At 59.9% G+C, this 13,133-nt stretch carries 12 protein-coding genes and 1 pseudogene; 1 reads left to right on the forward strand and 12 read right to left on the reverse strand.

Going from position 1 to position 13,133, the window contains the following annotated elements:
• The 10 genes and pseudogenes from HQ945_RS07190 to HQ945_RS07235 form a co-directional block, all read right to left on the reverse strand.
• Nucleotides 1–1,584 carry an FGGY-family carbohydrate kinase gene (locus tag HQ945_RS07190; protein ID WP_162737221.1) on the reverse strand — a complete coding sequence of 528 codons (1,584 nt, stop codon included), beginning with the start codon at nucleotides 1,582–1,584 and terminating at the stop codon, nucleotides 1–3.
• On the reverse strand, nucleotides 1,581–2,267 hold the full coding sequence (locus tag HQ945_RS07195; protein WP_091946927.1) for an HAD family hydrolase: 687 nt from the start codon (nucleotides 2,265–2,267) through the stop codon (nucleotides 1,581–1,583). The genes HQ945_RS07190 and HQ945_RS07195 overlap by 4 nt, the downstream gene beginning before the upstream one ends.
• A gap of 1 nt (nucleotide 2,268) precedes the next feature.
• Nucleotides 2,269–3,747 (reverse strand): mannitol dehydrogenase family protein, encoded by a 1,479-nt coding sequence (locus HQ945_RS07200; RefSeq protein WP_113281164.1) that lies wholly within the window; start codon nucleotides 3,745–3,747, stop codon nucleotides 2,269–2,271.
• 55 nt (nucleotides 3,748–3,802) lie between these two features.
• The gene (locus tag HQ945_RS07205) at nucleotides 3,803–4,579 is read right to left on the reverse strand and encodes an L-iditol 2-dehydrogenase (protein WP_027230654.1); all 777 of its coding nucleotides are present in this window, start codon (nucleotides 4,577–4,579) and stop codon (nucleotides 3,803–3,805) included.
• A gap of 15 nt (nucleotides 4,580–4,594) precedes the next feature.
• On the reverse strand, nucleotides 4,595–5,596 hold the full coding sequence (locus tag HQ945_RS07210; protein ID WP_027230655.1) for an ABC transporter ATP-binding protein: 1,002 nt from the start codon (nucleotides 5,594–5,596) through the stop codon (nucleotides 4,595–4,597).
• A gap of 18 nt (nucleotides 5,597–5,614) precedes the next feature.
• Nucleotides 5,615–6,445 carry a carbohydrate ABC transporter permease gene (locus HQ945_RS07215; protein WP_027230656.1) on the reverse strand — a complete coding sequence of 277 codons (831 nt, stop codon included), beginning with the start codon at nucleotides 6,443–6,445 and terminating at the stop codon, nucleotides 5,615–5,617.
• Nucleotides 6,446–6,449: 4 nt separating this feature from the next.
• Nucleotides 6,450–7,322 (reverse strand): carbohydrate ABC transporter permease, encoded by an 873-nt coding sequence (locus HQ945_RS07220; RefSeq protein WP_027230657.1) that lies wholly within the window; start codon nucleotides 7,320–7,322, stop codon nucleotides 6,450–6,452.
• A 97-nt stretch (nucleotides 7,323–7,419) separates the two neighbouring features.
• A complete protein-coding gene (locus tag HQ945_RS07225; protein ID WP_027230658.1) occupies nucleotides 7,420–8,739 on the reverse strand; it encodes an ABC transporter substrate-binding protein in 1,320 nt (439 codons plus the stop codon).
• Nucleotides 8,740–8,860: 121 nt separating this feature from the next.
• Entirely contained in the window at nucleotides 8,861–9,817 is a 957-nt protein-coding gene (locus HQ945_RS07230) for a sugar-binding transcriptional regulator (protein WP_113281163.1), read from the reverse strand.
• A gap of 112 nt (nucleotides 9,818–9,929) precedes the next feature.
• Nucleotides 9,930–10,202 (reverse strand): annotated as a pseudogene (locus HQ945_RS07235) (Rdx family protein); the annotation flags it as partial.
• Between the two features lie 225 nt (nucleotides 10,203–10,427).
• On the opposite strand from HQ945_RS07235, the gene HQ945_RS07240 reads away from it, so the two are divergent.
• Entirely contained in the window at nucleotides 10,428–10,910 is a 483-nt protein-coding gene (locus HQ945_RS07240) for a hypothetical protein (protein WP_246272562.1), read from the forward strand.
• Nucleotides 10,911–10,992: 82 nt separating this feature from the next.
• Here HQ945_RS07240 and HQ945_RS07245 read toward each other — a convergent pair whose 3' ends face one another.
• Nucleotides 10,993–11,211, reverse strand: a complete 219-nt coding sequence (locus HQ945_RS07245) for a hypothetical protein (RefSeq protein WP_113281161.1) — start codon at nucleotides 11,209–11,211, stop codon at nucleotides 10,993–10,995.
• A 5-nt stretch (nucleotides 11,212–11,216) separates the two neighbouring features.
• Nucleotides 11,217–13,025 (reverse strand): translation elongation factor 4, encoded by a 1,809-nt coding sequence (gene lepA, locus HQ945_RS07250; protein WP_027230661.1) that lies wholly within the window; start codon nucleotides 13,023–13,025, stop codon nucleotides 11,217–11,219.
• Nucleotides 13,026–13,133 lie beyond the last annotated feature (108 nt).

Consider the following 13,133-nt stretch of genomic DNA (forward strand, 5'->3'; position numbering starts at 1 on the left):
CTAGAGCGAATCAAGTACGCGCCGCTGCGCGTGCATTTCAAGGAAGATGCGATAGTCACGGTCGAAACGCCGGCGGGCATCTGGATTTGGTTGCCGTTCGCGGCCGCCTTGCTTCATGGCGAGGCATGCCGACGGCAGATCCGGGTAAAGGCCAGCCGCCGTGGCGGCGACCATCGCAGTGCCAAGCAGCACCGCATCCTCGGCAGCCGATGTCACGACCGTGCAACCGGTGGCATCTGCATATAGCTCCATGAGCAGCGGGTTCTTGATATGGCCGCCGGTGACATGCATCGTGTCGATCGCATAGCCCTTGTCGTTCAACGCATCGAGGATATGGCGCACTCCAAGGGCGATTGCGACGCAGGTGCGCCAGTACAGCCGGCAAAGACTGTCGAAGGAGGTGTCGAGCGTCAGGCCGCTGATGACGCCCACCGCATGCGGATCGGCAAGCGGCGAACGATTTCCATGGAAGTCCGGGAGCACGTGTAAGCGTCCCGCAAGATCCAGGCCTTCGCCCGCACGCAGTTCCATGACACGGTCTGTTATCTTCTTGTGAAGCGCGGCATTCGGCTCGCCGACGGCGCCATGCCAACGGATCATGTGGTCGAGCAGCGCGCCCGCTACGGATTGTCCGCCCTCGCTCAGCCAGCAATCCGGCAAGGCGACGCCGTAATAGGGGCCCCATCCGCCGCTGAAAGAGATCGGCTCCGGCGACAGCGCCATGAGGCAACTCGAGGTCCCGGCAATCAGCGCAAGGTGGCGGTCGATCTGCGACAGGTCGCCGGCGAACCCGGCAAGAACACCAAGCGCGCCCGCGTAAGCATCGATCAACCCCGCCCCGACGTGACATTGCGTCGTCAGTCCGAGCGCATCGGCGGCATGTTGCGTCAAGGCGCCGACATCGGACCCGACGGGGCTCGCGCGCTTCGGCAGGCTGCCGCGCTCGAGCATGTCGGCAATACCCATGGACTCGAAAAAGTCCGGCTGCCAGCCCGGCTCCTCATGTGCCAGATAGGCCCACTTGCAGGTCAGCGTACATTGGGAACGGGCGAGCGAGCCTGTTGCCTTCCACGTCAGATAGTCGGCAAGGTCGAAAAAGTAGCCAGCTTTCTTCCATGTTTCCGGAAGGTGCCGCTTAAGCCACATCAGCTTCGGCGTCTCCATCTCCGGCGACATGACGCCGCCAAGATGCTCCAGCACCTTGTGGCGGCTTGCGGTGCATTCATCAGCCTCCGCGAGTGCCCTATGGTCAAGCCAGACGATCGTATCCCAGCGGTTTTCGCCCGATGTCGATACCGTGAGCGGAGCGCCGTCCGCGTCACGGACCACGAGCGAGCAGGTTGCGTCGAAGCTTATGCCGGCGATGTCCGAGGGGCTGACACCCGACTGCACGATGGCGCCCTGGACGGCGATGCACACCGATTTCCAGATGTCTTCCGAATCGTGCTCGGCATGGTCGCCAACAGGCCGGTTCATCAGGATCGGATGTTCGACACGCCCGAGCAGATTGCCGTTTACGTCAAGAATACCCGCGCGGGCGCTTCCGGTACCAACATCGACCGCACAGACGAATTTCGGCATCAACGAACTTTCGGTGTGGCTTCCTGCGAGGCGAGCAAGCCGGGCAATTGCAACATGTCGTTGAATATACGGTCTGGGCCGAGAGACGCAAGTGCCGCCTCCAGCCGGCCCCCGCGCGAGTGTGTGCCGCCGGTGAAGGCGAAGACTCGCATTCCGGCACTTTTTGCAGCCTCGATGCCGGCGGGACTGTCTTCCACCACCACGCAATCTTCCGGATCAGCCTTCATTGTGCGTGCGGCGAGGAGAAAGAGGTCGGGCGCAGGCTTGCCATGCTTCACCATGGTTGCGCTGAAAATATGGGGGTCAAGCAGATCGATCAGCCCGGTCAGTTGCAGCGACAGGCGGATCCGGTCGGGCTGACTAGACGACGCGACGCAACGCGGTATGTCGAGTACCCGCAACGTATCGGCTATCCCGGGGATGGGCTTGAGGTCACGTTTGAACCGCGCGAAGAGATTCGCCCGCATTTCATCGAGATCGGCATCGCTTGCGGCAAAGCCGTAATCCTCGTGCAGGATCTTGCTGATCGTCGTCATGCTGCGCCCGAGGAAGCGGTCATAAGCATCGTCCTCGGACAAGGTCGTGCCGCTCTTGGCGATCATATCGAGCAGGACGGCGATGGAAATGGGCTCGCTGTCGACGAGCACGCCATCGCAATCGAAGATGACGAGTGCGGGCTTGGCCATCTCAAAGCTTGCCCTGGAGATAGAGCGTCAGCGTTTCGCGCGTGCCCTTGTCCCAGAGTGTGCGCAGGTGGCGGGTAAATGTTTCAACGAAAGTGGGAGCGGTCCCGACCTCGCCGAAAATGTCGCTCATTGCGAGGAACGCCTTTGGGTCGTCCTTTGCCTTGAGCGCCTCAACTTTCAGCCGCTCGGCGCTGGCATCAAGATAATTCGTCGGCTTGCCCGTGTCGGTGGTACCCGCGCAAAAACGGCACCAGAGCGCTGAAACCAGCGCAAGCCCGGTGATGCTTTTGCCGGCCTTCAACCGGTCGGCGGTGGTCGGCAGGATGAATTTCGGCTGCCGGTTGGAACCATCCTGGCAAAGGCGTTGGATCGTATCGCCGATCTTGGGATTGGAAAAGCGCCTGACGATCAGGTCGAAATACTCATCGAACGGCATGCCGGGTACTGGCGGCAGGACGGGAATGATCTCATCGCGCTCGAGCTTGGTGAGGAAATCACGGATCAGTGGCTCCTCCATGGCTTCGTGGACGAAATGAATGTCCATCAATGCGGCTGGATAGGCGATTGCCGCGTGACCGCCATTGAGGATGCGTATTTTCATGAGCTCATACGGCGCCACATCCTTGACGAAGGTAACCCCGACCTTTTCGAGTGCCGGGCGGCCGGTGGGGAAGTGATCTTCGAGTACCCATTGCTTGAACGGCTCGCAGAACACAGGCCAATTATCCTCCACGCCGAAATCCGTCGCCAGCATCTGGCGCTCGCGGTCGGTGGTTGCCGGAGTGATGCGGTCGACCATGCTGTTCGGGAAAGCCACATTGTCCTTGACCCACTTCGCAAGGCCCGGATCGATCAGAGCTGCAAGTCCGCTCACCGCATCGCTGGTCACATGACCGTTGCCCGGAATATTGTCACAGGACATGACGGTGAAGGGCTCGGTGCCCTCGTCGCGGCGCCGCATCAACCCGGCAAGAATAAGGCCGAAGACAGTCTTGGGGCTCTTGATATTCGCCGCATCCGCCACGATCGCGGGATGTTTGGGATTGAACACGCCCGAGGCCGGATCGATGAAATAGCCGCCTTCGGTGATCGTCATCGATACGATGCGGATCGTCGGGTCCGCAAGGCGCGAAATCGTGGCTTCGGTGTCAGCCGGTTCAAGATAGTCGATCATCGATGCCGTGATATGGGTGATGCGGTGGCCACTATCCTGCTCGACAACCGTCGTCAGCCAATCCTGGTCGGAAAGCTTCTGGCGCATGGTTTCGTCTGAAGGAAGAACGCCCGCGCCGACGATGGCCCATTCGTGATCCGAACCGCCATTGAACAGTTCGTCGAGATAGACCGCTTGGTGTGCGCGATGGAAATTGCCGATGCCGAAATGAACGATACCTGCCTTCAGATTGGCCTGGTCATAGCGCGGAACGCCGACATTCTGTGGCATCTGCTTGAGCGCTGCTTGCGAGAGTTTAACAGTCATCGGGCTTAACCCCTCTTCTTGTGTCATTTGAACCGGCAAATCAGCGCCGGGAAGATCAGCTCATCCAGTTGCCGCCATCGACATTATAGGTCTGGGCAACGATGTAATCGCTCTCGCTGCTGGCAAGAAATATCGCCATTCCTGTCAGATCGTCGGCAGTGCCCATGCGCCCATAGGGCACCGCCTCACCAACGAGCTTCTTTTTTTCGCCGCGCGGGCGGTTTTCATATTTTGCGAACAGAGCATCGACACCGTCCCAATGCTCGCCGTCGACAACGCCGGGCGCAATGGCGTTCACATTGATGCCATGCTCGATAAGGTTGAGCCCGGCAGACTGCGTCAGGCTGATCACCGCAGCCTTCGTCGCACAGTAGATCGCAACGAGCGGCTCGCCGCGTCGGCCGGCCTGGCTCGCCATGTTGATGATCTTGCCGCCCTTGCCGCGTGCGATCATCGCCCTGGCGACAGCCTGCAAGGTGAACAGCGTGCCGGCAAAATTGACGGCAAACAGCTTGTCATAGCTTTGGCGCGTTATGTCGATGATCGGGGCCAGGTCGAAAAGCGCAGCATTGTTGATAAGCACGTCGATCCCGCCGAACTTGTCGACGGCCTCCTTGACGGCGGCGTCAATCGAAGCCTGGTCGGTTACGTCGAGGCGAACGGCATGGGCACGTTCACCAAGCTCGCTTGCCGTCTGCCTGGCCCGGTCGAGATCGATATCGGCGATAACCACATGAGCCGCGCCCTCGCGCAGATAGGCTTCGGCGAATGATCGGCCGATGCCGCGGGCTGACCCGGTGATGAATGCTGTCTTTCCTTGCAGTCTGTTCATTGGAATTGCTCTTGGTTACTGGATGGCCTGTCCGTTCGCATCGAAACGATGGACGCGACGCTCCTCAGGCGTGATGAAGACCTTCTGCCCGTGCTCGACCGGAAAATCGCCGTCGGTCCGTACAGTGATCTTGCCGATCCCGTCGGACTGGACATGAATCAAGGTGTCGGAGCCGAGATGCTCGGTGACGCCAACAGTACCCGGCCATGTGCCTTCGGTCGTCGAGATACGCATATGTTCGGGACGTATGCCCACCGTCGCGGCATTCAGCGTCGCGGCATGTGCGCCTTCAATGAAGTTCATGCGCGGCGAGCCGATGAAGCCGGCGACGAACAGGTTGCGCGGATTCCGGTAGAGTTCGAGCGGCGACCCCACCTGCTCGATCCGGCCGGCATTGAGCACCACGATCTTGTCGGCCATGGTCATCGCCTCGATCTGGTCATGCGTCACATAGATCATCGTCGTCTTCAGCTGATGATGCAGGTCGCTGATTTCGAGGCGCATGTTGCCGCGAAGTGCCGCGTCGAGGTTCGACAGAGGTTCGTCAAAAAGGAACGCCTTGGGCTGGCGCACGATCGCGCGGCCGATGGCGACGCGCTGGCGCTGGCCGCCCGAGAGCTGGCCCGGCCGGCGATCGAGATAGTTGGTGAGGTTAAGAATGTTCGCCGCGTCGCGAACCTTCTTGTCGATCGCGGCCTTGTCCTGTCCGTCCATCTTGAGCGGAAAAGCGATGTTGCCGTAAACGCTCATATGCGGGTAAAGCGCATAGGACTGGAACACCATGGATAGCCCGCGCTTGGCCGGCGCTTCGTTGGACATGTCCTTGCCGTCGATGACGATGCGCCCGCCGCTCAAGTCTTCGAGGCCGGCGATCATGCGCAGCAGCGTGGACTTTCCGCAGCCTGACGGCCCGACGAAGACGACAAACTCGCCATCATTGATATCCAGGTCGATTTCCGGAATGACCGATGTCGTTCCAAACGACTTCGATACTTTCTGCAGTGTGATGCTTCCCATCATGTCCTCCCTGAAATCTTATTTCACCGCGCCGAATGTCAGGCCGCGTACCAATTGCTTTTGCGAGAACCAGCCCATGATCAGAATGGGGGCGATCGCCATTGTGGATGCAGCCGACAGCTTGGCCCAGAACAAGCCTTCGGGACTGGAATAGGACGCAATGAATGCTGTAAGCGGCGCAGCATTCGCGGCGGAGAGATTGAGCGTCCAGAACGCCTCGTTCCATGCGAGAATGATATTGAGCAGCATGGTCGAGGCAATGCCGGGCACCGCCATGGGTGTCAGCACATAGACGATTTCCTTCATAAGCGATGCGCCGTCCATCCGCGCCGCTTCAAGGATCTCCCCGGGGATTTCCTTGAAATAAGTGTAGAGCATCCAGACGATGATCGGCAGGTTGATCATGGTCAGGACCGCAACAAGACCAAGCCGCGTATCGAGCAGGCCCCAATCGCGGAAGATCAGGTAGAGCGGCACCAGAACGCCGACCGGCGGCATCATCTTTGTGGACAGCATCCACATCAGGACGTCCTTGGTGCGCTTTGTCGGCGAAAACGCCATGGCCCAGGCGGCCGGTATGGCAAGCGCGAGGCCGATCAGGGTCGAACCCACCGATATCACGATCGAATTGGTCACATGCTTCATGTAATTGGAACGCGCCTGCACCTCGTGATAGTTCTCGAGCGTCCAGTCGAAGAACAGGAACTGCGGGGGCGTTGCAATGGCGGTGCCCTCGGTCTTGAAGCTTGTCAGGAACGTCCACAGGATCGGGAAGAAGATCAGAAGTCCGATCGCCCAGCCAAGAATGGAGAAGGTCAGTTTGCGGCGTGTCGAGATTGCTCTGGCCATGATCTTACCTCTCGAGGTTCTTGCCGATGAGGCGAATGAGGAAGAAGGCGACGATATTGGCGAGGATCACCGCGACGATACCGCCTGCCGAAGCGCCGCCGACGTCGAACTGCAGCAGTGCCTGCGCGTAGATCAGGTAGGTGATGTTGGTCGTCTGGATGCCCGGTCCGCCATTGGTCGTGACGAGGATTTCGGCAAAGACGCTCAAAAGGAAGATCGTTTGGATGAGGATCACCACGGTGATCGCACGCGACATGTGCGGCAGTACCAGATAGAAGAAGCGCGACAAGGCGCCGGCGCCATCCATTTCCGCCGCTTCGATCTGCTCGCCATCGAGCGATTGCAGTGCGGTCAGAAGGATAAGCGTCGCAAACGGCAGCCACTGCCAGGCGACGATGAGAATGATCGAAAATAGCGGGACTTCAGCGAACCAGTCGATGGGCTGAAAGCCGAACGATCGGGCGATCCAGGCAAAGAGCCCATTGACCGGATGCATCAGCATGTTCTTCCACACGAGCGCCGAGACGGTGGGCATGACGAAGAACGGCGCGATGACGAGAAGCCGCACGATGCCCTGGCCGAAAAACGGCTGATCGAGCACCAATGCGAGAAGGATCCCGCCGATAACCGTGATGAGCAGTGTGCCGCCGACAAGGGTGAGCGTATTGCCGAGCGCCGTGAAGAATGAGGGGTCGGTCAGAAAGTATTTGTAATTGAGGAAACCGACGAATTCCTCGGTTCCCGGCATGAGAAGATTGTAGCGCAGGAACGAGAAATACAGCGTCATGACGAGCGGCACGATCATCCAGAGAAACAGCAGGATGACAGCCGGTGACATCATGATACGGGCAGTTGCGCGCGTCTGGTGCGTGGCCATGGTCAGGTTCCGATGCGTTTGCCGTTACGAGAAGCAAAGGAGGCTCGGGCGGCCCGCCGACATTGCGTCGGCGAACCGTCCGAGGCCAGGAGGATCCTTATTTGATATAGCCGCCCTTGGTCATTTCGCGGGTGGTGAGCTGCTGGGCGCTCGTCAGTGCCTGATCGACCTTGACGGAGCCGGCAAGTGCTGCCGAGAACTGCTGGCCCACGGCCGTACCGATACCCTGGAATTCAGGGATAGCTACGAACTGCCCGCCCGTATAGGGCACAGGCTTGACGGACGGCTTGCTTGTATTTGCCGCATTCATAGCGTCGAGTGTGATCTTGGCAAATGGCGCCGCCTTTTCATATTCCGGGTTGGCATACAGCGACTTGCGGGTGCCCGGAGGAACGTTGGCCCAGCCTTCCTTGCTGGCGACGAGTTCCGTATAGGCCTTGTCGGTCGCCCAGGAGACGAACTTCTGCGCGGCTTCCGCTTTCTGGGTGCCGGCAGGAATGCCGAGATTCCAGGCCCAGAGCCAGTTGCCGTGATTGTCAGGCCCCGCGTCACCGGTGGGGAACAACGCATAACCCACCTTGTCGGCGACCTTCGAGTCCTTCGGATTGGTCACGAAGGACGCAGCAACCGTGGCGTCGATCCAGATGCCGCACTTGCCGGTCTGGAACAGTGCAAGGTTTTCATTGAACCCGTTGGAGGATGCTCCGGGAGGTCCGGCTTCCTTCATCAGGTCGACGTAGAAGGTAAGCGCCTTTTTCCATTCCGGCTGATCGAACTGTGGCTGCCACTTTTCGTCAAACCAGCGCGCGCCGAAGGAATTGGCCATGGCGGTCAAAAGCGCCATGTTCTCACCCCAGCCCGCCTTGCCGCGCAGGCAGATGCCGTAAGTCTCGGTGGACTTGTCCGTCATCTTCTTGGCGGCTTCGGCGATCTGGTCCCAGGTCGGCTTTTCAGGAATGGTGACGCCCGCCTTTTCGGCGAGATCCTTGCGGTACATGACCATGGCGCTCTCACCATAGAACGGCGAGGCATAGAGTTTGCCGTCGACCGAGACCGCATCCTTGATCGCAGGCAGCAAGTCGTCCGCGTCATACGCTTGGCCGAGTCCATCAAGCGGTAGCAGCCACTTCTGCTTCGCCCAGATAGGCACTTCGTAAGTACCGATGGTCAGGATGTCGTATTGGCCGCCCTTGGTGGCGATATCGGTCGTCACGCGCTGGCGCAGCACGTTTTCCTCGAGCGTTACCCACTCGAGCTTGATATCCGGATTTTTCTTGGAAAAGTCGTCGGTCAATTTCTGCATGCGGACCATGTCGCCATTGTTGACGGTGGCGATGGTCAGCGTGGTTTCCGCGTGCGCGAAACTCGCCATGGCGAGCACCGATGCAGCGCCGAGCAGAAGCGTTCTCGTTAACATTTCATTCCTCCCGAATGTTATGAGCATTTGCTAGCTTGTTGGGCAAATACTCACACAATGGCAAAACAAGTCAAGCGCAATTCGTCGCTGCGTTGCAACATACGACCAAACAGGGTGATATTTACTTTTCGCCGAGAAGCATTTCCGCAGTTTGCTCGTCGGTAATCAAACCATTGATAAGCTTGCCTTTTATGGCCGCCGAAATTCCTTGCATCTTGCGCGCGCCCATGGCGGTGGCGATGACCATGGCGGTCTCGCAAGAAGGGATCGGCGCGCTGGCCACGCGCTCGTTCGTCAGCCCGGCAATGGGCGATCCATTACGGTCGAAGGCGCGGCCGATGATCTCGCAGACGCCTCCAGCGCGGCGCAGGGCGTCGAGTTCCTCGCGCGAAATGAAGCCGTCGACAAAAAGCGGCGCCTCATAGCCAAGATCACCGATGCCGAGAAACGCCACATTGGCCATGGCGGCAAGTTCCAGCACAGGACGGATCATCGCCTGCGCGTGCAGAAGTTCGCGCTCCTCCGGAGAGGAGGCGATGACCGGGAGCGGCATCGGGAAGGACCGCGCCTTGATCTTGTCGGCAATATTGAAAATGACGTTGTAGTAGGCGGCCGAGCCATCCGGCGAAATATTGCCGGTCAGCGATACCACCTTGTGTTGCGGGCATTCGATCGGCGAGAGCTGCTCGATCGCCGCCTTGAGCGTGCGCCCGGTGCCGATGCCGAGCACGATCGGCGTTTCCGATCTCAGCCAGCGCGTCATTTCGGCTGCGGCCGCATCGGCGACACCGAGTGTCGTCGAAGTCGAGCCCGGATCGGTCGGCACAACCTCCGTCATCTTCAGCCCGAAACGCTCGCGCAGTTGCGCGGCGAGGTCGAGGCAGCGTGCAATCGGATGGTCAAGCCTTACCTTTACGAGACCTTCCGAGACGGCGAGCGAGACCATGCGCTGCGCAGACTGGCGCGAAATGCCGAGCTTGGCTGCGATCTCATCCTGCGTATTTCCGGCCACATAGTAGAGCCAGCCTGCACGGGCCGCATCGTCGAGCCGCGTTGTGGTAACCTCCGGCTTACTCATTGAATGGCCCGCCCTTAAGCTCCTCGCTTTGCTCGTCGCTGGCTGGGGTGGTCTCTGCCCCGCCCTTAAGCTCCTCGCTGTGCTCGTCGCTGGCGGGGGCCCGGTGATGCCCATCTGAATGACCGAGATCACGCTCGGGCCAGACGATGTCGCGCACGCGCTGCTTCAGGACTTTCGCCTCGGGGAAGCCGCCATCGCGCTTGCGCTCCCAGATGCTTTCGCCATCGACCTGGATCTCGAAAATGCCACCGGTTCCTGGAACAAGCGCCACCTCACCAAGATCGGCACCGAAGGTCGACAGGAGTTCCTGTGCCATCCAGGCGGAACGCAGGAGCCAGTTGCACTGCGTACAATATCGAATGGTAATGCGCGGTTTTGACGTCATGCTTCTTTAGATATCACTTTCCTTTCCTATTGGAAGCAGGAGCATGAAAAGGGCATCCGAATGTGTCGGGGTCGCTTATCGGTGCCTCCCCTCGCCATCGTGCCGCCCATACACGTAATCGCCTCCAGCAATTCCCGATCCTGTTCCCCGCCACCTCCTGACAGGAGGTTGTCAGGAGGCCTGCGCTATATTTCTGTTTGAGGACACAATAAGCGGGAGGGAACGATGATGGATGCGCGGCCCGAGACAATCGGCAGTGCCACTGATTTCGATTTCCTCATCGGCGACTGGAGCATCCGCAATCAGCGGCTCAAGCATCGTTTTGTCGGCTCGGATGAATGGGACGAGTTCCCGGCGACGTCGCGCGTCCGCAAACTCCTGCAGGACACCGCCAATATCGACGAGATGGATGTTCCGGAGAAGGGATTTGCCGGCCTGACACTGCGCCTCTTTAACCCGCGCGACGGTTCCTGGTCGCTGCATTGGGCCGACAGCCGCAGCAATTGCCTGTTTCCGCCGGTTATCGGGCATTTCGATGGCGGCAAGGGTATCTTTTACGGTGATGACACGGATGATGGCGTGCCGGTTCGCGTCCGATTCCTTTGGACCCCGTCGCCCGAAAAGCCGCTCTGGGCCCAGGCCTTTTCCAAGGATGGCGGCGAGACCTGGGAAACCAACTGGCTGATGGAATTCACAAAGCGCGGCTAACCCGAGCCGCGTTTACGCCGAGCCTGACCGAAGTCGCGGACATCCTCCCAAGCCCGCACTTCGGCCAGCTTGGGGTAGAACCTCAACTGCCGCTCACCTGCTCTTCCTGTTCCACCGTCAGAGGCTTGATGCCGGGTGTCGGAGGTTCGGGGCGGTCGCCTTCGACGATCGGCGCGGGTGGGGGAGCAACGTGATTTACCGTCGTACAGGCGGAAAGCGCGGCGAAGATGAGCCCAATTGCTGCGACATGGCGGGCTTGCCGTAGCGCCGTTCCGAAATTGCAGCTGGCGCTGTCGCTCACCTTGCTCAGTTGTCGCTCATCTTCAGCGCCTGGATGAAGGCTTCCTGCGGAATCTCCACCTTGCCGAACTGGCGCATGCGCTTCTTGCCTTCCTTCTGCTTTTCCAGAAGCTTGCGCTTGCGCGTCACGTCGCCGCCATAGCACTTGGCGGTCACGTCCTTGCGCAGCGCCGAGATGGTCTCGCGCGCGATGACCGTGCCTCCAATTGCCGCCTGAATCGGGATCTTGAACATGTGCTTTGGGATGAGGTCCTTCAGCTTCTCGCAAAGGTCGCGGCCGCGCTTTTCGGCCGCCGAACGGTGCACCATCATCGACAGCGCATCGACCGGCTCAGCATTCACGAGCACCGACATCTTGACGAGATTGCCCTCGCGATAGTCAGACAGGTGATAATCGAACGAGGCATAGCCCTTGGAGATCGACTTCAAGCGATCGTAGAAGTCGAACACCACTTCGTTGAGCGGCAGGTCGTAGGTGACCATGGCGCGCTTGCCGACATAGTTCAGATCGATCTGGATGCCGCGCCGGTCCTGGCAGAGCTTGAGGATCGCGCCGAGATAATCATCCGGCGTCAGGATCGTCGCGCGGATCCACGGCTCCTCGATGGAGGCGATCTTCATCACTTCCGGCATATCGGCGGGATTATGCAGTTCGCGCTGCGTGCCGTCGGTCATGTTGAGCTTGTAGACGACGCTCGGCGCCGTGGCGATGAGATCGAGATTGAACTCCCGCTCCAGCCGCTCCTGGATGATTTCGAGGTGGAGCAGCCCGAGGAAACCGCAGCGGAAGCCGAAGCCGAGCGCTGCCGAGCTTTCCATTTCGAAGGAGAACGAAGCGTCGTTGAGGCGCAGCTTGCCCATGGCGGCGCGCAGATCCTCGAAGTCCGCCGCATCAACCGGGAACAGGCCGCAGAAGACAACCGGCTGCGCCGGTTTGAAGCCGGGCAGGATCTCGGCGGTCGGGCGCTTGTCCTCGGTGATCGTATCGCCGACGCGCGTATCGGCGACTTCCTTGATCGAAGCGGTGATGAAGCCGAATTCGCCGGGGCCGAGTTCATCGACAGCCAGCATCTTCGGCGTGAACACGCCGGTGCGCTCCACGGGATATCTGGCGTCCGTTCCCATCATGCGGATGGTCTGGCCCTTCTTCAGCACGCCGTCAATGATGCGCACGAGAACGATGACGCCGAGATAGGCGTCATACCAACTATCGACCAGCATCGCCTTCAGCGGCTTGTTGCGGTCGCCCTCGCGTGGCGGCGGCAGCTGGTTGACGATGGCTTCAAGCACATCCGGAATGCCGAGACCGGTCTTGGCCGAGATCAGCACCGCCTGGCTTGCATCGATGCCGATGACTTCCTCGACCTGCTCGCGGATGCGCTCGGGCTCGGCGGCCGGCAGATCGACCTTGTTCAATACCACGACGATTTCGTGATTGTTGTCGATGGCCTGGTAGACATTGGCGAGCGTCTGCGCCTCGACGCCCTGGCTGGCATCGACGACGAGCAGCGAACCCTCGCAGGCCGAAAGCGACCGCGATACCTCATAGGCGAAATCGACGTGGCCGGGCGTGTCGATGAGGTTGAGGACGTAGTCCTCGCCGTTCTTTGCCTTGTAATTGAGGCGTACGGTCTGCGCCTTGATAGTAATGCCGCGCTCGCGCTCGATATCCATCGAGTCGAGCACCTGCTCCTTCATGTCGCGCAGATCGAGCCCGCCGGTCGATTGGATCAGGCGGTCGGCAAGAGTGGATTTGCCATGGTCGATATGGGCGACGATGGAGAAATTGCGAATGTGATCAAGTGGTGTGGTCATGAGCGCCACATAGAGCATTTCCCGCCGATTTGGAAGGGCGCGGCGGCAAGGCGGCATGGTTCAGCGCAGATAATTTTACCCGGGTATATTGACGACGCTATTTTACCC

Source organism: Phyllobacterium pellucidum (assembly GCF_013327855.1).
Lineage (GTDB): Bacteria > Pseudomonadota > Alphaproteobacteria > Rhizobiales > Rhizobiaceae > Phyllobacterium > Phyllobacterium pellucidum.

Excerpts from the sequence above, each read along its gene's own strand:
- HQ945_RS07215 (WP_027230656.1), bottom strand. The coding sequence starts at position 6,445 with ATGGCCAGAGCAATCTCGACACGCCGCAAACTGACCTTCTCCATTCTT.
- HQ945_RS07210 (WP_027230655.1), bottom strand. The coding sequence starts at position 5,596 with ATGGGAAGCATCACACTGCAGAAAGTATCGAAGTCGTTTGGAACGACA.
- HQ945_RS07200 (WP_113281164.1), bottom strand. The coding sequence starts at position 3,747 with ATGACTGTTAAACTCTCGCAAGCAGCGCTCAAGCAGATGCCACAGAAT.
- HQ945_RS07220 (WP_027230657.1), bottom strand. The coding sequence starts at position 7,322 with ATGGCCACGCACCAGACGCGCGCAACTGCCCGTATCATGATGTCACCG.
- lepA (WP_027230661.1), bottom strand. The coding sequence starts at position 13,025 with ATGACCACACCACTTGATCACATTCGCAATTTCTCCATCGTCGCCCAT.
- HQ945_RS07230 (WP_113281163.1), bottom strand. The coding sequence starts at position 9,817 with ATGAGTAAGCCGGAGGTTACCACAACGCGGCTCGACGATGCGGCCCGT.
- HQ945_RS07225 (WP_027230658.1), bottom strand. The coding sequence starts at position 8,739 with ATGTTAACGAGAACGCTTCTGCTCGGCGCTGCATCGGTGCTCGCCATG.
- HQ945_RS07205 (WP_027230654.1), bottom strand. The coding sequence starts at position 4,579 with ATGAACAGACTGCAAGGAAAGACAGCATTCATCACCGGGTCAGCCCGC.
- HQ945_RS07240 (WP_246272562.1), top strand. The coding sequence starts at position 10,428 with ATGATGGATGCGCGGCCCGAGACAATCGGCAGTGCCACTGATTTCGAT.
- HQ945_RS07195 (WP_091946927.1), bottom strand. The coding sequence starts at position 2,267 with ATGGCCAAGCCCGCACTCGTCATCTTCGATTGCGATGGCGTGCTCGTC.